Source organism: Weizmannia sp. FSL K6-3076, from assembly GCF_038007245.1.
Taxonomy (GTDB): Bacteria; Bacillota; Bacilli; order Bacillales; family Bacillaceae_C; genus Weizmannia; species Weizmannia faecalis.
The window spans coordinates 1,756,630-1,774,711 of sequence record NZ_JBBOWU010000001.1 but is presented as its reverse complement, the minus strand read 5'-3'; the positions used below and the strand labels follow the sequence as shown (position 1 = coordinate 1,774,711).

General features: G+C 48.5%; 21 protein-coding genes. 17 read left to right on the top strand and 4 right to left on the bottom strand.

The window, feature by feature from the left end; genetic code table 11:
• Positions 1-61: 61 nt before the first annotated feature.
• Positions 62-508, top strand: coding sequence for a YpbF family protein (locus tag NSS95_RS08295; protein WP_014098134.1), 447 nt, complete (start codon positions 62-64; stop codon positions 506-508).
• Between the two features lie 64 nt (positions 509-572).
• Here NSS95_RS08295 and NSS95_RS08290 read toward each other — a convergent pair whose 3' ends face one another.
• From NSS95_RS08290 to NSS95_RS08280, 3 genes are read right to left on the bottom strand one after another with little or no spacing between them, the layout of a single operon-like run.
• Entirely contained in the window at positions 573-1,142 is a 570-nt protein-coding gene (locus NSS95_RS08290; RefSeq protein WP_014098135.1) for a manganese catalase family protein, read from the bottom strand.
• A 23-nt stretch (positions 1,143-1,165) separates the two neighbouring features.
• Positions 1,166-1,426: a spore coat protein CotJB gene (locus NSS95_RS08285; protein WP_014098136.1), complete on the bottom strand. Its 261-nt coding sequence runs from the start codon at positions 1,424-1,426 to the stop codon at positions 1,166-1,168.
• Positions 1,423-1,650 carry a spore coat associated protein CotJA gene (locus NSS95_RS08280; protein WP_014098137.1) on the bottom strand — a complete coding sequence of 76 codons (228 nt, stop codon included), beginning with the start codon at positions 1,648-1,650 and terminating at the stop codon, positions 1,423-1,425. Before NSS95_RS08280 ends, NSS95_RS08285 begins: the two co-directional genes overlap by 4 nt.
• 176 nt (positions 1,651-1,826) lie before the next feature.
• Here NSS95_RS08280 and NSS95_RS08275 point away from each other — a divergent pair, with 176 nt between their 5' ends.
• The 10 genes from NSS95_RS08275 (at position 1,827) to rpsA (ending at position 11,627) form a co-directional block, all read left to right on the top strand.
• Positions 1,827-2,606, top strand: a complete 780-nt coding sequence (locus NSS95_RS08275; protein ID WP_026683317.1) for a metallophosphoesterase — start codon at positions 1,827-1,829, stop codon at positions 2,604-2,606.
• A 59-nt stretch (positions 2,607-2,665) separates the two neighbouring features.
• Positions 2,666-3,211: an adaptor protein MecA gene (locus NSS95_RS08270; protein WP_017550477.1), complete on the top strand. Its 546-nt coding sequence runs from the start codon at positions 2,666-2,668 to the stop codon at positions 3,209-3,211.
• A 97-nt stretch (positions 3,212-3,308) separates the two neighbouring features.
• Positions 3,309-4,586: a Glu/Leu/Phe/Val family dehydrogenase gene (locus NSS95_RS08265; protein ID WP_014098140.1), complete on the top strand. Its 1,278-nt coding sequence runs from the start codon at positions 3,309-3,311 to the stop codon at positions 4,584-4,586.
• Between the two features lie 157 nt (positions 4,587-4,743).
• Positions 4,744-5,727, top strand: a complete 984-nt coding sequence (locus NSS95_RS08260; protein WP_014098141.1) for a YpdA family putative bacillithiol disulfide reductase — start codon at positions 4,744-4,746, stop codon at positions 5,725-5,727.
• 107 nt (positions 5,728-5,834) lie between these two features.
• A complete protein-coding gene (gene prsW / locus NSS95_RS08255; protein WP_014098142.1) occupies positions 5,835-6,515 on the top strand; it encodes a glutamic-type intramembrane protease PrsW in 681 nt (226 codons plus the stop codon).
• 111 nt (positions 6,516-6,626) lie between these two features.
• Complete coding sequence (gene sleB / locus NSS95_RS08250) at positions 6,627-7,421, top strand: spore cortex-lytic enzyme (RefSeq protein WP_014098143.1); 795 nt, start codon at positions 6,627-6,629, stop codon at positions 7,419-7,421.
• A 15-nt stretch (positions 7,422-7,436) separates the two neighbouring features.
• Positions 7,437-8,786, top strand: coding sequence for a germination protein YpeB (gene ypeB / locus NSS95_RS08245; protein WP_035184684.1), 1,350 nt, complete (start codon positions 7,437-7,439; stop codon positions 8,784-8,786).
• A gap of 121 nt (positions 8,787-8,907) precedes the next feature.
• A complete protein-coding gene (locus NSS95_RS08240; RefSeq protein WP_014098146.1) occupies positions 8,908-9,552 on the top strand; it encodes a flagellar brake protein in 645 nt (214 codons plus the stop codon).
• Positions 9,553-9,673: 121 nt separating this feature from the next.
• Positions 9,674-10,378 carry a (d)CMP kinase gene (cmk, locus tag NSS95_RS08235; RefSeq protein ID WP_017550474.1) on the top strand — a complete coding sequence of 235 codons (705 nt, stop codon included), beginning with the start codon at positions 9,674-9,676 and terminating at the stop codon, positions 10,376-10,378.
• A gap of 112 nt (positions 10,379-10,490) precedes the next feature.
• Complete coding sequence (gene rpsA / locus NSS95_RS08230; RefSeq protein WP_014098148.1) at positions 10,491-11,627, top strand: 30S ribosomal protein S1; 1,137 nt, start codon at positions 10,491-10,493, stop codon at positions 11,625-11,627.
• A 94-nt stretch (positions 11,628-11,721) separates the two neighbouring features.
• Here rpsA and NSS95_RS08225 read toward each other — a convergent pair whose 3' ends face one another.
• Entirely contained in the window at positions 11,722-11,850 is a 129-nt protein-coding gene (locus NSS95_RS08225; RefSeq protein WP_014098149.1) for a YpzI family protein, read from the bottom strand.
• A 100-nt stretch (positions 11,851-11,950) separates the two neighbouring features.
• On the opposite strand from NSS95_RS08225, the gene NSS95_RS08220 reads away from it, so the two are divergent.
• From NSS95_RS08220 to spoIVA, 6 genes are all read left to right on the top strand, one after another.
• Positions 11,951-12,547, top strand: a complete 597-nt coding sequence (locus NSS95_RS08220; RefSeq protein WP_017550473.1) for a YphA family membrane protein — start codon at positions 11,951-11,953, stop codon at positions 12,545-12,547.
• 88 nt (positions 12,548-12,635) lie between these two features.
• Entirely contained in the window at positions 12,636-13,946 is a 1,311-nt protein-coding gene (gene der / locus NSS95_RS08215) for a ribosome biogenesis GTPase Der (RefSeq protein ID WP_014098151.1), read from the top strand.
• Between the two features lie 20 nt (positions 13,947-13,966).
• Positions 13,967-15,007 (top strand): NAD(P)H-dependent glycerol-3-phosphate dehydrogenase, encoded by a 1,041-nt coding sequence (locus NSS95_RS08210; protein WP_014098152.1) that lies wholly within the window; start codon positions 13,967-13,969, stop codon positions 15,005-15,007.
• A gap of 239 nt (positions 15,008-15,246) precedes the next feature.
• Positions 15,247-15,453 (top strand): DUF2768 domain-containing protein, encoded by a 207-nt coding sequence (locus NSS95_RS08205; RefSeq protein ID WP_014098153.1) that lies wholly within the window; start codon positions 15,247-15,249, stop codon positions 15,451-15,453.
• A gap of 18 nt (positions 15,454-15,471) precedes the next feature.
• Positions 15,472-16,191, top strand: coding sequence for a hypothetical protein (locus tag NSS95_RS08200; RefSeq protein ID WP_014098154.1), 720 nt, complete (start codon positions 15,472-15,474; stop codon positions 16,189-16,191).
• Positions 16,192-16,434: 243 nt separating this feature from the next.
• Positions 16,435-17,913 (top strand): stage IV sporulation protein A, encoded by a 1,479-nt coding sequence (spoIVA, locus tag NSS95_RS08195; RefSeq protein WP_026683325.1) that lies wholly within the window; start codon positions 16,435-16,437, stop codon positions 17,911-17,913.
• The last annotated feature ends 169 nt before the right edge of the window (positions 17,914-18,082 follow it).

Here is an 18,082-nt window from a genome sequence, read left to right as displayed (position 1 = left end):
AGCTGCCTGCTTGTCATGGATCTGTCCCTTGCCGCATATAGTAGAGTGAGGGGGGATCAGTATGGAGCCGTCCATCACCGGACTAAAAGGGACAGATGCGGCGACAAAGCAGATGCTGCAAAGTGCTGTCAAACGCAAAAAAAAATTTGACCGCCTGCGGAAGCGGCATCTTGTTTTTCTTTGGACAAGCATGCTCTACACATGCGCTTGGGCTTACTATGTTTACAGGTCTTTTGAAAATGCCGGTTCCGTGTTCTCCGTTTTCTCCGGTATTTCTGAAAGCCCGTTTCACCTGTTTTTCCTGCTTGTGGCCGCTGCGCTTTGGGGCATGAGCAAAATCTTGTTTGACAAGCGGGAAAAGGCTGAAAAAGAATTTCATGCGCTCCGCTGCGAAATTATTGATAAAAGCAAAGATTTATGGAAAGGGGAAAGCTGGAAGGATCGCCACCTTGTATTCGAAATGATGCAAAAAGAGTTTGATATTAATTTATACCACGAGAACAAGTAGCCATTCACCGGAACAGGTACGGAGACTAAAAGCCGCCGAAAAAAAGAAGATGCCCCGGCATCTTCTAAAAAATTTTTTTTCTGTCTCTTTCTTCCATTAAAATTTGCGCGGCTTCGCGGAACCGCTGCGAGTGGACAATCTCCCGCTCCCTTAAAAAGCGGAGCCCGTCATTTAGGTCAGGGTCGTCACTTAAATTGATGATCCATTGATACGTAGCCCGCGCTTTTTCCTCGGCGGCAATGTCTTCATAAATATCGGCAATCGGATCCCCTTTTGCCTGGATATAGGTAGCTGTCCACGGGGCTCCTGCGGCATTATGATAATGGAGCGCTTTATCATGGTCCACATAATGCGCGTCAAGGCCGGCAGCAATCAATTGATCCGGTGTGGCATCTTTTGTTAATTTTAAGACCATCGTCGCAATCATTTCAAGATGGGCCAGTTCTTCCGTGCCGATATCATTTAAAAGCCCCATCACTTTATCTGGGATGGTGTAGCGCTGGTTCAAATACCGGAGCGCTGCCGCAAGCTCTCCGTCCGCTCCGCCGTACTGCTCGATTAAAAGTTTCGCAAGTCTCGGGTTACAGCTTGAGACCCGGACGGGATATTGCAATTTTTTCTCATAGATCCACATGTACGGTTTCCTCCTTTATTTGCTTATACCTGCCATGGCCACGGCGGCTCTTTCCACTGGAAAGGCGTTGGCGAATAGCTGTGCCCGAAATTTGTCAGCGGCCCGAACTGTTTTTCAAATGCTCTTTTGACTTTTTTCCTGGCATGGACAAAAGTGTTATACTGTTCGATCGCTGCCTGGTCATCGGGATGGGTATCCAAATAAAGGTTCAGTTCCACAAGTGCAAAATCAAGGGCCTGCAGTTCTTCAAGCCTTGTGTAATACTCTTTTGGCAGCTGCTTCAATCGTTTTCCTCCTTTGCCCGTTCATAAGGGCTGTAATACGGGTCATAAAGCGGCCTCCAAAGCGTCCCGCGCCTTAACGCTTCCTGCGGTGCAAATTGCGGAAGGTTCGGGGGCTGAAACCCTAAATACAAATTCGGCGGGGTGGAGTAAACTTTTTCGGTTATCGGCGGGCAGGGGTCAAACGGTCCGATAAAGGGATGATACGTTTTATAATGGTTTTTCATCTCAGTCCTCCTGACATTTAAAAGTCTTTTTCATTTTATGTGCGGTTCTCTCCCGCTATGTCAAAAACAATGCCGGAATGCTTTCTATCTGCCATGATTAAGATATAATACGGATAGGGATTGCAGAAAATTTCGTTTGTGCCGGCCAGCACCCGGCGGAACAGGAGCACTCGTGTATGTTTGCATTTTTATCGATTGCCTTTTTGCTTGGCATTGTTTTATTGATGTATATGCATTATGAAGCATCGTTAAATCGGCTCATCCGGCACCGGTTTTTGCTTGATGAGTATCCGGCCGGAGAGGAGCCGTGCACTTTTTTCTTTATTTCTGATATCCACCGGCGCAAAATTGATCCCAGGCTGGTCGAAGAGGCAACAGGAGAAGCACGATTTGCAATAATCGGGGGAGATTTGCTGGAAAAGGGGGTTCCGCTTTCCAGAACAGAGGAAAATTTGCGGTTGCTGAAAAAAATTGGCCCGGTATTTTTTGTGTGGGGAAATAATGATTATGAAGCGGACGGCGAAGCGCTCGCGACCGTTTTTGCCAGAACCGGCGTCCGCACGCTGCGCAACGCGGCGGATTTTGTATATGTAAACGGGAAAAAACGAATTGCGCTGATCGGCGTGGATGATTTGACGACGGAAAACGAAAATCTCGATGAAGCACTTCAATCGGTGCAGCCGGACGATCTCCGGATTTTAATCAGCCATAACCCGAAAATGATCCACCAGCTTCATGAATGGGACAATATCGATGTGATGCTGAGCGGCCATACGCACGGCGGGCAGATTCGTATTCTCGGCCTTAGCCGTTACAGGCGCGGCGGGGTGAGAAAAGTGCGCAATGTCATCCACCTCATAAGCAACGGTTACGGCACGACACTTGTTCCACTCAGGCTTTGTGCAAAACCGGAAGCCCATTTAATTACGATCGAAAGCAGCAGGCGGCCATCATGAACCATCTTTCCCCTTCCGCATACGATAAGGTAAGATCCGTATGCAGGGGGCGGAAATCAATGAAGCTGGAACGGATTTCATCCAATAAAATTAAATACTCCATTACGTTTGAAGAGTTATCGGAACGCGGTATTATGGAAAACGATCTCGACTCGCCCATTTGGAATCATTTATTTGAAGAAATGCTGGAGTTGGCGGATCAGGCTTACCATGTCGGCGAAAGCGATATGCTGACCATTGAAATCTATTCATTTAATGTCCAGGAATTGGTGTTTATTCTGACAGTGGGCGAAGCGGACGACGCGGATCCGGGCGAATGGGCGGATCCGGAAACGCTGGAACAGGAAGAAGCCTACTTTTTTCCATCGATTGAGGAAGTGATTGCGCTTGCGGGCTTTTTAAACCAGATCGGCCGGATTTCCGCGTGCAGCCTTTATATATTCGAAGACCAGTATTATTTGCTGCAAAAACCGGGAACACAAAATGCGCCGCTTATTCTTGAATACGGCGAGCGCGCCCGGATTTCCCCGTTTATGGTCCGGGAATACGGGATCGCGGTGTTTGAGGAAAATGCGCTTGCGGAACTCCTGAAGCATTTCCCGTAACCGTCCGCCATGTTTTTTCAGGTTTTCATCTGCTGGGGAAAGTTGTATACTAAATTTGATAGCAGATATTTCTTTCGTATCTAGGAGGTTTGCGATAATGGCAGCCGAAAAGGGCGCAGATCATCAAACAATGGAAGCAAGTCGAGATGTGCTGAAATCGACACAGACAATTATTCACGAAGCTCTTGAAAAGCTTGGATACCCTGAAGAAGTATACGAACTTTTAAAAGAGCCGGTCCGTATGTTAACGGTTAAAATTCCCGTCAGAATGGATGATGGTACGGTTAAGATTTTTACGGGGTATCGCGCGCAGCACAATGATGCTGTCGGCCCGACCAAAGGAGGCGTCCGGTTTCACCCGGATGTGACGGAAAATGAAGTGAAAGCCTTATCTATCTGGATGACGCTGAAATGCGGCATTGTGAATCTGCCGTATGGGGGAGGAAAAGGTGGCATTATCTGCGATCCGCGGAAAATGTCTTTCCGCGAGCTTGAGAATTTGAGCCGCGGCTATGTCCGGGCGATCAGCCAGATTGTCGGCCCAACGAAAGACATTCCGGCACCGGACGTGTTTACAAATTCGCAGATTATGGCCTGGATGATGGATGAGTATAGCCGGATTGACGAATTCAATTCGCCGGGCTTTATCACAGGAAAACCGCTTGTGCTTGGTGGTTCGCACGGCCGCGAATCCGCTACGGCCAAAGGGGTAACCATCTGCATCCGTGAAGCGGCCAGAAAAAAAGGGATTGATTTAAAAGGCGCCAGGGTTGTCATTCAGGGGTTCGGCAATGCCGGAAGTTTCCTTGCAAAATTTATGCATGATGCGGGCGCAAAAGTGATCGGCATATCCGACGCATACGGCGCGCTGCATGATCCGGAAGGCCTCGATATTGACTATTTGCTCGACCGCCGCGACAGTTTCGGGACGGTTACAACCCTGTTTAAAAATACGATTACGAACAAGGAATTGCTTGAACTGGATTGCGATATTCTCGTTCCGGCCGCCATTGAAAACCAAATTACAGAAGAAAACGCCCATAATATCCGGGCGAAAATCGTGGTGGAAGCAGCAAACGGTCCGACAACGCTTGAAGCAACCGAAATTTTAACCAACCGCGGCATTCTGCTCGTTCCGGATGTGCTCGCATCTGCAGGAGGCGTCACAGTTTCGTATTTTGAATGGGTACAAAATAACCAGGGGTATTACTGGACGGAGGAAGAAGTGGAAGAAAAGCTTGAAAAAGTGCTTGTCCAGGCGTTTAATACGGTCTACAATACTTCCCGCTCACGCCGGGTGAACATGCGGCTTGCCGCTTATATGATCGGTGTGAGAAGAGTGGCGGAAGCTTCGCGGTTCAGAGGCTGGATTTAGAGTTTCCGAAAGCCGGCTCCAGCTGGGCAGCAAACGGGGCTTTACAGGTTCAGAAGAAGGAAAGGCTGAAATCTCCTGTCGTGTTCACGGTGGGAGATTTTTAAATAAACGGATGAAAACGAAAAGGCAGATACGAAAAAAGGATGAGTGGACAAACATGCGAAAAGAAGATTGTATTATTATCGGCGGCGGCCCTTGCGGATTGGCTGCTGCAATCAGCCTGCAGGAAATCGGGAAACATCCGCTTATACTGGAAAAAGGAAATGTCGTCAATGCGATTTACCGGTATCCGACGCACCAGACTTTTTTCAGTTCAAGCGACCGGCTTGCAATTGGTGATGTGCCGTTTATTACCGAAAATTTAAAGCCGAAACGCAACCAAGCGCTTACATACTACCGTGAAGTGGCGAAACTGAAGGCCCTTCGCATCCACCGGTTTGAAGAAGCGCTCCGTGTCGAAAAGAAACGCGGAACCTTTTCCATTACGACGACAAAAGGCCAATATGAGACGCCTTATGTGGTCGTCGCAACCGGCTATTACGACAATCCGAACAGGCTGGATGTTCCGGGGGAAGATTTAAACAAAGTGTACCATTATTTTAAAGAAGCCCATCCGTTTTTTGACACCGATGTTTGTGTGATCGGCGGAAAAAACTCGGCTGTGGACGCTGCCATTGAGCTTCACAAGGCGGGTGCCCGTGTGACCGTGCTGTACCGCGGCGATCATTATTCCGAAAGCATTAAACCGTGGATATTGCCTGAATTTGATTCGCTTATCCGCCACGGGAAAGTGAAAATGGAATTTCAGGCGCACGTAAAAGAAATTAAAGAACAGAGCGTTGTATACGAAGCAGGCGGAGAAGTGAAAGAGATCCGGAATGATTTTGTATTTGCGATGGTCGGTTATCATCCGGATCATACGTTTTTGCGGAAAATGGGAGTGGACGTTGACCCGGAAACAGGCCGCCCGCATTACAACGAAGAGACAATGGAAACGAATGTTGAAGGGATTTTTATTGCGGGCGTGCTTGCTGCCGGAAACAATGCCAATGAGATTTTTATTGAAAACGGACGTTTCCATGGCGGTGTAATTGCCACAGCGATCAAAAACCGGGAGGCTCTCTTGCAAAAAGGAAATTAAAGGGTTTTTTCGGGGGGCAGTATTTCTTTTCCGGCTTTTTCATGTTACGATGAAAACAAATGACTTGGCACGGATCATTTGAGTTTTGCAAAAAGCGAGGTTTCGATATGCTTGTCCTTTTGTCAGCCGGCATCGCCCCCGGACTTGCCCTGCTATGCTATTTTTATTTGCGGGACCAGTTTGAGCCAGAGCCGATACTTGTTGTTGCAAAAGCGTTTTTATACGGTGCGCTTGTCACGCTGCCGGTTATGTTTTTGCAGTTTATCCTCGAACGGGAGCATCTCTTTTCGGGCAGCATCTGGCATGCTTTCCTCCATTCCGCTTTGCCGGAGGAACTTTGCAAGTGGCTGTGTTTGGCCGCTATTGTGTTTTTTAACCGGGAATTTGATGAACCTTTTGACGGCATCGTTTACGGCGTCAGCGTCTCGCTCGGATTTGCCACGCTCGAAAATATTTTATCGCTTTTTTCGGGCGGCGTTGACCTGGCGTTCGGGCGTGCGCTTCTTCCTGTATCAAGCCATGCCATTTTCGGTGTCATGATGGGCTTTTATATGGGAAAATCCAGATTCTCCCCGCGCAAAAAGTGCTGGTTCCTTTTTTCTTTTATGGTGCCGGTGATCCTGCACGGTTTTTACGACTGGATCATGCTCACCCAGCAAAAATGGCTGTATTTTATGGTACCGTTTATGCTCGGGCTTTGGTGGCTCGGCCTGAAAAAAGCAAAGCAGGCGCACAGCCTTTCTGCCAAACATTTTGCGCAGGATGCGGCAGGGACACAACAATTATGATAATGGGCAAAACAACCGGATCAATCGCCGGTTGTTTTTTTATGTCTTGCATAAAATTGCCGCCTTCTCCAGAAACTACGGATAATGCTTAAAGTTTTTGGGGGGTGCGGTATGATTGGAAAAAATCGCTTAAAATACATGTTGCTGCTTTGTGCCGTATTGGCCTTGTTTTCTTTTGGCACAAGCGGGACGGCCCGGGCGTTTTCGAATCAGGTGATTCAAAAAGGAGCGGTCGGGGATGATGTGATTGAACTGCAGGCGAGGCTGCAGTACATCGGTTACTATAAAGGAACGATTGACGGGGTGTTTGGTTACAGCACTTACTGGGCTTTAAGAAATTTCCAGAAGGCATACGGAATGCCTGTTGACGGCCTCGCCGGCCCGGGCGTCAAAGCGAAACTCGTCAAAGCGTCAAAATACGATGCGGCATACGTAAAGTCCATGGTTGCAAGCGGGAAAAAATTCACGTATTACGGCGGCACAAAAAAGCAGGCACCGAAAACGGCAGCCAAAAAACCCGTCCAAACCGCTACCAATGTGCCGAACGGATTTTCGCAAAACGATATTCGCCTTTTGTCGCAAGCGGTTTACGGGGAGGCGCGCGGCGAACCGTATGAAGGGCAGGTGGCCGTGGCGGCTGTTATTTTAAACCGTATTGACAGCCCGTCTTTTCCAAACACCATCTCGGGGGTGATTTTCGAACCGGGTGCGTTTACCTGTGTTTCCGACGGGCAGATCTGGCTTGCGCCGAATGATACGGCAAAAAAAGCCGTCCTCGATGCGATCAATGGCTGGGATCCGTCCGGTAATGCGCTGTATTATTTTAATCCGGCGACCGCAACAAGCAAGTGGATCTGGTCAAGGCCGCAAATCAAACGAATCGGCAAACATATTTTTTGTAAATAAGAGGGGGAAATGAATATGCTGAAACGGGCAATGATTGTTGTGCTTGCCCTCGGGCTTTGCGGGACTGCTGCCTGGGCATATAAAGAGCACCGTGAAAAAGAGGCGGTCTTGTTAAATGCAGAAAGCACGTATCAAAGGGCTTTTCATGACCTTGCATACAGAATGGACCTTTTGCATGATGAAATCGGAAACACCCTCGCCATGAACTCACGCAAGTCCCTTTCACCGGCACTGGCTGAAGTATGGCGCCTGACATCAGAAGCGCATGCGGATGTCGGCCAACTTCCGTTATCGCTTCTGCCTTTTCATAAAACGGAAGAATTTCTGACTAATATCGGGAATTTCAGCTACCGGACGGCGGTGCGCGATTTGGATAAAGAACCTCTATCCGATAAAGAGTATGCTTCACTGAAAAAACTGTACGGCCAGAGCGCGGATATCCAGGACCAGCTCCGGGGCGTGCAAAATAATGTTTTAAAGCACAATCTCCGCTGGATGGACGTGGAACGCGCCCTTGCCCAAGGAAAAGAAACGAAGGATAACACGATCATCGACGGCTTTAAGACGGTCGAAAGGACGGTCAAAGGCTATGACAATGCCGATTTGAACAGCCCGTCTTTTACGAGTTTCCAAAACCGCGATGACCATTATGAGCACCTGGAAGGAAAAATGATCAGCAAAAAACAGGCGGTCGCCACTGTAAAACAATACGCCGGACTCAAAACGGCCCGCCAGGCGGAAGCCAAACCGAATCAAAAAGGCGCCCGTTTTTCTTTTTACACCGTCCGTATAAAAGACAAAAACGGCAATGAAACAACCGCAGATGTGACGCGGAAAGGGGGATACCCGGTCTGGTTTTTCAACAAGCGTCCGGTGGGAAAGCAAAAAATCAGTTTAAACGAGGCCCAAAAGAAAGCGGCGGATTTTTTAAACCGGCACCATTTTGAGAAAATGGACATGTTTGAAAGCACACAATATGACAACGTCGGTGTTTTTTCTTTCGCTGCGAAACAGGGGAATGTCCGCATTTATCCGGAAACGGTCAAATTAAAAGTGGCGCTTGACAACGGCCAGGTGATCGGGTTTGTAGCGGATGATTTTCTGAAAAGCCATCAAAAAAGGGATATTCCAAAGCCCGCCATCAGCGAAAAAGAAGCAAGGTCCCGTGTGAATCCGAAGCTTGACATTATGGAAAGCCGCCTTGCGATCATGACCGGCGACATGAACCGGGAAGTGCTTTGTTATGAATTTCTCGGCGTGTTGCATGATGAAACGTACCGGATTTATATCAACGCGGAAAACGGCAACGAAGAAAAAGTGGAAAAGCTGAAAAACACGGAAAGAGCATACGGCAAGTCCATATGAGCATTGCCCGGCGTACAGCCGGGCCTTTTGGCAAAAAATGAAATGAAACGCGAAAAAAGAATACAAAACTGCCCAGCCTGTGTCATAATAAGATTGGAATCTATAAAAGGGGTTTGGGAAGATGTTAAAAGTCGGGCTGGAACTCACACTGGAAGATAAAGATACAGGTAAAAGATATAGATGTAAAATTGCGGATATAAAAGAGGATAAAATTTATATTGATTACCCGATCGACATGGAAACAAACCGGACCGTATTTTTGCTGCTCGGCCAGGGGCTGCTCGTTGATTTCGTTTCGGACGGCCAGATTCCTTACCGGTTTTCATCAAAAGTAACCGGCAGGGAACTCGGCAATATCCCGATGCTCATTTTATCCGCTCCTGATCCGGAAGATGTGCGCAAAATCCAGCGACGGCAGTATGTCAGGGTAGACGCCGCACTCGATATTGCCCTCACCTTTCCGGAATCCAATTTGAAAACAACGGCAGTTACAAAAGACATCAGTTCGGGCGGCTGTGCGGTCTATTTGCCTGATGATATCCGCCCAAGGGAGCATGAAACAGGAAAAGCGCTTCTTGTCCTGCCGCTAAAAGAAGGTTACCAATACTTACAGCTGCATTTTTCCGTCGTTAGGCTGTTTGAAACCGGCGGAAAAACAGGGGCCTCGCTCCAGTTTAAAAATACAAGCGCGAAAGAGAGGCAGTATATCCTGCGTTTTTGCTTCGAGCAGCAGCTTTTGCTCCGTAAAAAGGGGCTTTCCGGATAAAACTTGCATTTCATGGATAGGAGGATTCACCATTTTATGGTACACTATAAAAAGGGTGTATCCTTTTATCTGCCCAAAAAACGGGTATATGCAACAAGAGAGAATAGGGTGAAATCGTTGTATGAAAAAAATCAATATTGCCATCGACGGTCCTGCTGCTGCAGGGAAAAGCACGGCGGCGAAAAAAGTTGCCGAGCAGTTGCAATATATTTACATTGATACAGGGGCAATGTACCGGTCGCTTACTTATAAAGCGCTGCAGTACGGAACGGACCTTGAAGACGGCAATGCGCTTGCCGAACTTTTGTACAAGACAAATATCCGCCTGGAGCCGGGGGAAAACGGCCAGGTCGTTTTTGTCGACGGTGAAGACGTAACCGGCAAGATCAGGGAAAGGGAAGTGACGAGAGCAGTTTCGGCTGTTTCAAAGCATGCCGTTGTCCGTGAAGAAATGGTCAAGCGGCAGCGGATGCTCGCCCGCGGTGGCGGCGTTGTCATGGACGGCCGGGATATCGGGACAAAAGTACTGCCGGATGCCGAATTGAAAATTTTTTTGCTAGCCAGCGCCGATGAGCGCGCAAAGCGGCGCCATGCCGAAAATGTTGCAAAAGGGATCCCTTCAGACCTCAGCCGTTTAAAACAGGAGATTGAGGAAAGGGACAGGCTGGATTCCGAACGGGAAGTTTCACCGCTCTCTAAAGCGGCGGACGCCGTAGAACTGGACACGACAAGCATGGATATTGATGAAGTTGCCGGAAAGATTCTTGCGATGGCAAAAGAAAAAATGGCACAGCAGCAATCGGCTTCTTTACTTGACAAAAAGTAAAAGATGTTAGAAATTTGATAGGAAAGCGTTTCTTTTTGAATTATACGAATTAATTTGAAAAGAACGGGTATATTCAATGGTAGTTGAAGCGCCGGATAAGGAGGAAGTACATATGTCAGACGAAATGAATGAAATAGAAGTACGGTCCCTTTCTGTAGGGGATAAAGTGAAAGCATCGGTTGTCAAAGTGGAGGAAAAGCAAGTGCTCGTTTCCATTGAAGGCAGCAAAGTGGACGGGATTATTCCGATCAGCGAGCTTTCCAATCTCCATATTGAAACCGCATCAGATGCCGTGAAAGAAGGGGACGAGCTGAATCTCGTCGTTACGAAAGTGGAAGAAGACGCCGTCATTCTTTCCAAACGGAAATATGATGCTGAAAAAGCCTGGGATGAGCTGAAGGAAAAATTTGAAAACCAGGAAATCATTGAAGCGGAAGTCAATGAAGTGGTAAAAGGCGGCCTTGTTGTCGATTTGGGTGTCCGCGGCTTTGTTCCTGCGTCCCTTGTCGAGGACCACTTTGTTGAAGACTTCTCCGACTATAAAGGGAAGACATTGCCCTTTTTGATCGTTGAACTGGACGAAGACAAAAACCGGTTGATTTTATCACACCGAGCTGTTGTGGAAAAAGAAAAAGAAGAAAAACGCCAGGATATCCTTGACCATCTCGAAGCAGGCCAGGTGCTGGAAGGGACCGTGCAAAGGCTGACGAGTTTCGGCGCTTTTGTCGATATCGGCGGAATTGACGGCCTTGTCCATATTTCCCAGCTTGCGCACGAACGGGTGGAAACGCCGTCCGATGTCGTCCAAGAAGGAGAGCAAGTCAAAGTGAAAGTGTTGTCGGTGGACCGGGACAACGGGCGGATTTCCTTGTCCATCAAGGATACGCTTCCGGGCCCTTGGGAAGGCATTGAACAGAAAGCGCCGAAAGGGACTGTCCTTACAGGAACGGTAAAACGCCTAGTTTCGTTCGGGGCGTTTGTAGAAGTATTCCCGGGCGTTGAAGGGCTTGTTCATATTTCACAAATTTCCCATAAGCATGTGTCCACCCCGCATGAAGTGTTAAGGGAAGGACAGGAAGTGCAGGTGAAAGTGCTCGATGTCAACGAACAGGCACACCGCTTGTCCTTAAGCATGAAAGAACTGGAACAGGCCGATACAGAAGCTTCTGATTATGACCTGCCTGAAGAAAATACCGGGTTCCAGCTCGGGGATATGATTGGGGACCAGTTGAAGAAATTTAAACAGTAAAAATGTCCGGATGGAATGGAAAAGCTGAGCGGCGCCCGGGTTGCCGGTGCCGCTCAGCTTTTTTGCGCTTTGTCTTTTCTATAAACCGTTTTCTTTACTGCCGTTTGCGTGCTGCGTCAGCGCTTTCGAGGCGGGTTGCCCCTCCGTAATGGAGCGCTTGGTCACGGTCGCTTTCTACACGCCCGCTTTGGCGCAGTTTTTTCTCCTGGCGGTCTTTTCCCATTGCCCATTCACCCCCGCTTGTAGTATGCCTGAAAAAAGCGAAAAACTTGCGGTTAACCCGGTGCAATCTTTCCCATAATGGAGATAAAGGAGGGTGCACCGTGGAAGGAGCATTTTTTTTGGGGGTGATGTGGGCGGTATGGATTTGGGCGACATTTTTGCTGGAAAGGGATCACCCTTTGCGGTTTCCGGCAGCACTGGTTGCTTTGCTGCTTTTGATTGCCTTTCCGCATCAAGCGGCGGTGGGCCGTCTTGATATGAGCTGGGCGCTCATCGTCATTATGGCTGCCGGTTATGGGTACTTCGGCAGATTTTCGAAATGGGCACTTTTGGTCCGGCTCGCCGGCGTCTTCATCGTGATGACAGGTTATGCAGGCCTGTTGTTATTTGAACTGTACGATCCGGTCTGGATGTTTGCCTGGCGTACTATTTGCTATAGCCTGTTTTTGTTTATCCTTGTCCATTTGCTTTTTCGCTCAAAAATGGATGCTGTTGCCGCTGCACTCACCGGTACGGCACAAGGGGAAATCCTGTATGCGCTCGTGCTTGCAAAATGGGATTTCCATATTACGGCAGGATCTGCGGCATATCTCGATATCGCCGGGCTTTTTCTCCTCTACGCGTGCGGCTGGCATTTCATCGATACCGCCTTGAATCTCATCTCAGAAAGAGCGGCAAAAAAGGAAAAGCCAGGATGAATTACGGCATATTGCTTGAACAAGAAAATATTGATAAACTACTAAAGTTGATTTGTTTTGCGAAAACGGAACAGAAAGGGTGAATCGTATGGCAAAACCGGTTGTGGCAATTGTCGGACGCCCGAATGTAGGCAAATCTACCATTTTTAACCGAATTGTAGGAGAGCGCGTTTCGATTGTGGAAGATGTTCCGGGAGTGACAAGGGACCGCATATACAGTCCGGCTGAATGGCTGACACACGAATTTAACGTGATTGATACAGGCGGCATTGATATCGGGGATGAACCGTTCCTCGAGCAGATCCGGCAGCAGGCTGAAATCGCCATCCAGGAAGCGGATGTGATCATTTTTATCACAAGCGGCAGAGAAGGCGTGACTTCTGCGGATGAAATGGTCGCCAAAATATTGTACCGGTCAAAAAAGCCGGTCGTTCTGGCAGTGAACAAGGTCGACAATCCCGAGATGCGCACCCAGATTTATGATTTTTACGCCCTCGGTTTTGGCGATCCTTTCCCGATATCAGGCGCACACGGCCTCGGCCTTGGCGACCTGCTCGATGCAGTTGTCAAACATTTTCCGGAAAAAGCGGACGAGGAGTACGGGGAAGATGTCATTAAATTTTGTTTCATCGGGAGGCCGAACGTCGGAAAATCTTCGCTGTTTAATGCGATTCTCGGCGAAGAGCGCGTCATTGTTAGCGACATAGAAGGGACGACAAGAGACGCAGTGGATACCGTCTATACTTATGAAGATCAAACTTATGTTATGATTGATACAGCAGGGATGCGCAAAAAAGGAAAAGTGTATGAAAACACGGAAAAATACAGTGTGCTGCGCGCATTGAGGGCGATTGAGCGTTCCGATGTCGTCTGTGTCGTTTTAAACGGCGAGGAAGGGATCCGCGAACAGGATAAGCGGATTGCCGGCTACGCCCATGAAGCGGGCCGCGGCGTGATCATTGTCGTCAACAAATGGGATGCCGTTCAAAAAGATGAAAAAACGATGAATCAGTTTACACAGAAAATTCGGGACCATTTTCAGTTTCTTGATTATGCGCCGGTCATTTACGTATCGGCAAAAACGAAAAAGAGGCTGGACCAGCTGTTCCCGCTGCTTAAGACGGTCAGCGAGAACCATGCGATGCGCGTGAAGTCCAGCGTGCTGAATGAAGTTATAACGGATGCGGTTGCGATGAATCCGACGCCGACGGACAAAGGGCGGCGGCTGAAAATTTTTTATGCAACGCAAGTCTCCGTCAAACCGCCGACGATCGTTGTGTTTGTCAATGATCCCGAATTGATGCATTTTTCGTACGAACGTTTTTTGGAAAATCGGATCCGTGATGCGTTTGGTTTTACCGGAACGCCGATCCACATCATCGCCCGTGCGCGTAAATAAACATAAAGAGGGTGTTTCATTTGTCCAAAAAAACGATTGCAGTGCTCGGCGCGGGGAGCTGGGGCACTGCCTTGTCGATTGTTTTGGCTGATAACGGCTTTCAGGTCAGGTTGTGGGGAAACAAAAAAGGCCAGATCGATGAAATCAATACATCCCATACAAACGCGTTTTATTTGCCGGGCATTCAGCTGCAATCTGCCATTACCGGCATCTTTTCACTTGAAGAAGCGTTAGACGACATTGATACCGCTGTACTGGCGGTCCCTACAAAAGCGGTGCGTGATGTATGCAGGCAAGTAAAAGCGGTGCGGAAAAGCCCGCTTTCCATCATCCATGTCACGAAAGGGATTGAACCGGGTTCCCTGATGCGCATTTCGGAAATGATTGAAGAAGAAATGCCGGAATCGTTGCTGCGGGATCTCACGGTTTTATCGGGGCCGAGCCATGCTGAAGAAGTCAGCCTGCGCCACCCGACGACCGTAACCGTTTCATCGAAAAAAATGGCAGCTGCCAAAAAAGCGCAGGACATTTTTATGAACTCGAATTTTCGCGTCTATACGAATCCCGACATCATTGGCGTCGAATTGGGCGGTTCCCTGAAAAATATTATTGCGCTTGCAGCCGGCATTTCGGACGGCCTCGGCTACGGGGACAATGCGAAAGCGGCTTTAATGACAAGAGGGCTTGCGGAAATCGCCCGGCTCGGCACTAAAATGGGTGCAAATCCGCTCACTTTTCTTGGGCTTGCCGGAATTGGCGACCTGATCGTGACGTGTACGAGTGTCCACTCGCGGAACTGGCGGGCCGGCAATATGCTCGGCAAAGGCAAAAAGCTCGATGATGTGCTGGAACAAATGGGAATGGTCGTGGAAGGCGTCCGGACAACAAAGGCGGCTTACCAGCTCTCCAGCCGGTACGAAGTGAAAATGCCGATTACCGATGCCCTTTACCATGTCTTATTTGAAGGACTTGATCCGAAAGAAGCAGTCGACAATTTAATGGGCCGGCTGAAAAAACATGAAATGGAAGGTTTGATGGATATGCTGGGGGAACAGTACTAGGCATCTTGGCAAAAAAGTCCCGGTAGGCTTTCGGACGATACCGGATGGATGCATGTTGCATAAACTGCAAGGAAAAAGAATTCGCTTTAAACTGCGCAGGCTGGGTATAGTCAACCTTTTCTCCGGGGCAGACGTTCGCCCCGGCCTTTTTTATGCCGTAAATTGAAACATTTCAAAAGCTTATGATATAATGTCCGAAGTCCGAAAAGTTTACGAATTTTACAAGGGAGAAAGGGGAGATGGTTTTGTCCCGGGGGATGGCGAATATGTGGATTTCGCTTTTTGGCATGGGCCTGCTCTGTTTGGCGATGGTATTGATTGTTGCAAGCCGATACAGGCTGAAACAAAAACTGTTCAAATGGGCGGCTGCTGTGATTGCGTATGCCTGCCTGGCGCTGGGCGGCCTGATTATGGCTTATATCGTGCTGAGCGGGCCGGCAAATTAACCGGAGGGGGAGATCGTTTTGCACTTCAAAAATATGCTGCTATTGCTTGTAGCTGTTTGCGCCTGCATCAGTTTAGGCGGCTGCCTTTATCCGGGGGCACAGGAAAAAGAAAGCGGGCTGCCGGATGACATGCAGCTTCAAATGGTGCAAAAAGCTGTAGATGAATACCGGAAAGACAATAGCGGCCTGCTTCCGATCAAGACAAAGCCGCAAAATACGCCGGTCTATTTAAAATACCCGATTGATTTCAACAAGCTGAAAAGCCCGAAAAACTACCTGCCCGATCCGCCGGCAAATGCGTATGACAACGGCGGCACGTTGCAATATGTGCTCCTTGATCCGGAACATCATCCGACGGTCAAAGTGTTTGATACGAGAATACCCGAGAAAATAAGAGACTTGCAAATCCGGATTGCGTCCCAGGGCTATCCGCCATTTAAAAAAGAGATTGCAAGAAATGTATACGCTTTAGATTTTAAAAAGCTCGGTTACAAAACAGATCCGTACGTGGTGTCTCCGTATACCGGCCGGAAACTGCCGTTTGTCATTACCGGGAGAGGCGGCATTTATGTCGATTACCGGGCTGATCTGGCAAAAGCGCTCAAAACGGGCAAGCGGGCGTTTAAACCCGGGGAAGATATCCGCGTGCTGTTAACTGAAGGCTCCCCGTTTGTACCGGCTTATTCCCTTCCCTGCACCGTAAATCAAAAAAATGAACCGGTATTTATGGCAAAATAGTCATAACCCTTTCTCATCCCAATATATTGTTAGAGAAAGGGTTTATTTTTTGGTCCTGCGTCTCTTCGTAAGGAAAAATTTTGAAAAAATAAACAGGGGCAAATCCTGTACAGCAACTTTTTGAAAATCTATAAAAAATCATTTTATAGACATAAGGCGGTCGGACAACATCATACACATATAATGTCCTATCATCAGCGCGAATGATGGTGTCCCGGGAACGAATGTGGGGAGGGAAACAAATTGGAAAAAGTTGATATTTTTAAAGATATTGCAGAACGTACGGGCGGCGATATTTATTTGGGGGTCGTGGGCGCCGTCAGAACGGGGAAATCCACTTTTATTAAAAAATTCATGGAACTCGTTGTGCTTCCGAACATTACAAACGAAGCGGACAGAAACCGGGCGCAGGATGAACTCCCGCAAAGTGCGGCTGGGAAAACGATTATGACGACAGAACCGAAATTTGTGCCGAACCAGGCGGTTGCTGTCCATGTCGACGAAGGACTTGATGTGAACATCCGGCTTGTCGACTGTGTCGGCTACACGGTTCCGGGCGCGAAAGGTTATGAAGATGAAAACGGCCCGCGCATGATCCATACGCCGTGGTATGAAGAACCGATTTCTTTCCACGAAGCGGCGGAAATCGGCACGAGAAAGGTCATTCAGGAACATTCAAGCATCGGGGTTGTGATCACGACAGACGGCACGATCGGCGAAATTCCGCGTGAGGATTACGTGGAAGCGGAAGAAAGGGTTGTTGCCGAGTTAAAAGAAGTCGGCAAACCGTTTATCATTGTTGTCAATTCGGCAAAGCCGCATCATTCGGAGACGGAAATGCTGAGGGCGGAATTGCAGGAAAAGTATGATCTTCCGGTGCTCGCCATGTCAGTGGAAAGCATGCGTGAAGCCGATGTGCTGAATGTGCTGCGGGAAGCGCTGTACGAATTTCCGGTACTGGAAGTCAATGTGAACCTGCCGAGCTGGGTCATGGTGTTAAAAGAAAACCACTGGCTGCGTGAAAATTATCAGGACGCCGTGAAAGAGTCGGTAAAAGACATTAAGCGGCTGCGCGATGTGGACCGCGTTGTCCAGGCTTTTAACGAATATGAATTTATTGAATCTGCAAGCCTTGCCGGCATTGAAATGGGGCAAGGGGTGGCGGAAATCGACCTCGAGGCGCCGGATGAACTGTACGACCAGGTTTTAAAGGAAATCGTCGGCGTCGAAATCCGCGGCAAGGATCATCTGCTCGAGCTGATGCAGGATTTCGCCCATGCAAAATCGGAATACGACCAAATTTCCGATGCCCTGAAAATGGTGAAACAAACCGGCTACGGGATTGCCTCGCCTTCCCTGCAGGATATGAGCCTAGATGAGCCGGAAATCATCCGCCAGGGATCCCGTTTCGGCGTCCGGCTGAAGGCGGTGGCGCCGTCCATCCATATGATCAAAGTCGATGTCGAGTCGGAATTTGCCCCGATCATCGGGACGGAGAAGCAGAGCGAGGAGCTTGTGCGGTACCTAATGCAGGATTTTGAAGATGACCCGCTGTCCATCTGGAATTCGGATATATTCGGGCGTAACTTAAGTTCCATTGTCAGGGAAGGCATTCAGGCAAAATTATCGCTTATGCCGGAAAATGCCCGCTATAAGTTAAAAGAAACGCTCGAACGGATCATTAACGAAGGGTCAGGCGGCCTGATCGCCATTATTTTGTAAGAGGGATACCGCGGTATCCCTTTTTTGTATACGTGGGACGAGCATCTTTGGCCGCAAGTTAGAATTTTTCGGGAAAAGTACTTTAAATCCGAAAAAAAGTTGAAAAGTTTTCCTTTGTTAGCGAATAGTTCTTGCACCTCTCTTGCGATTATGATAATCTTTTAACAGA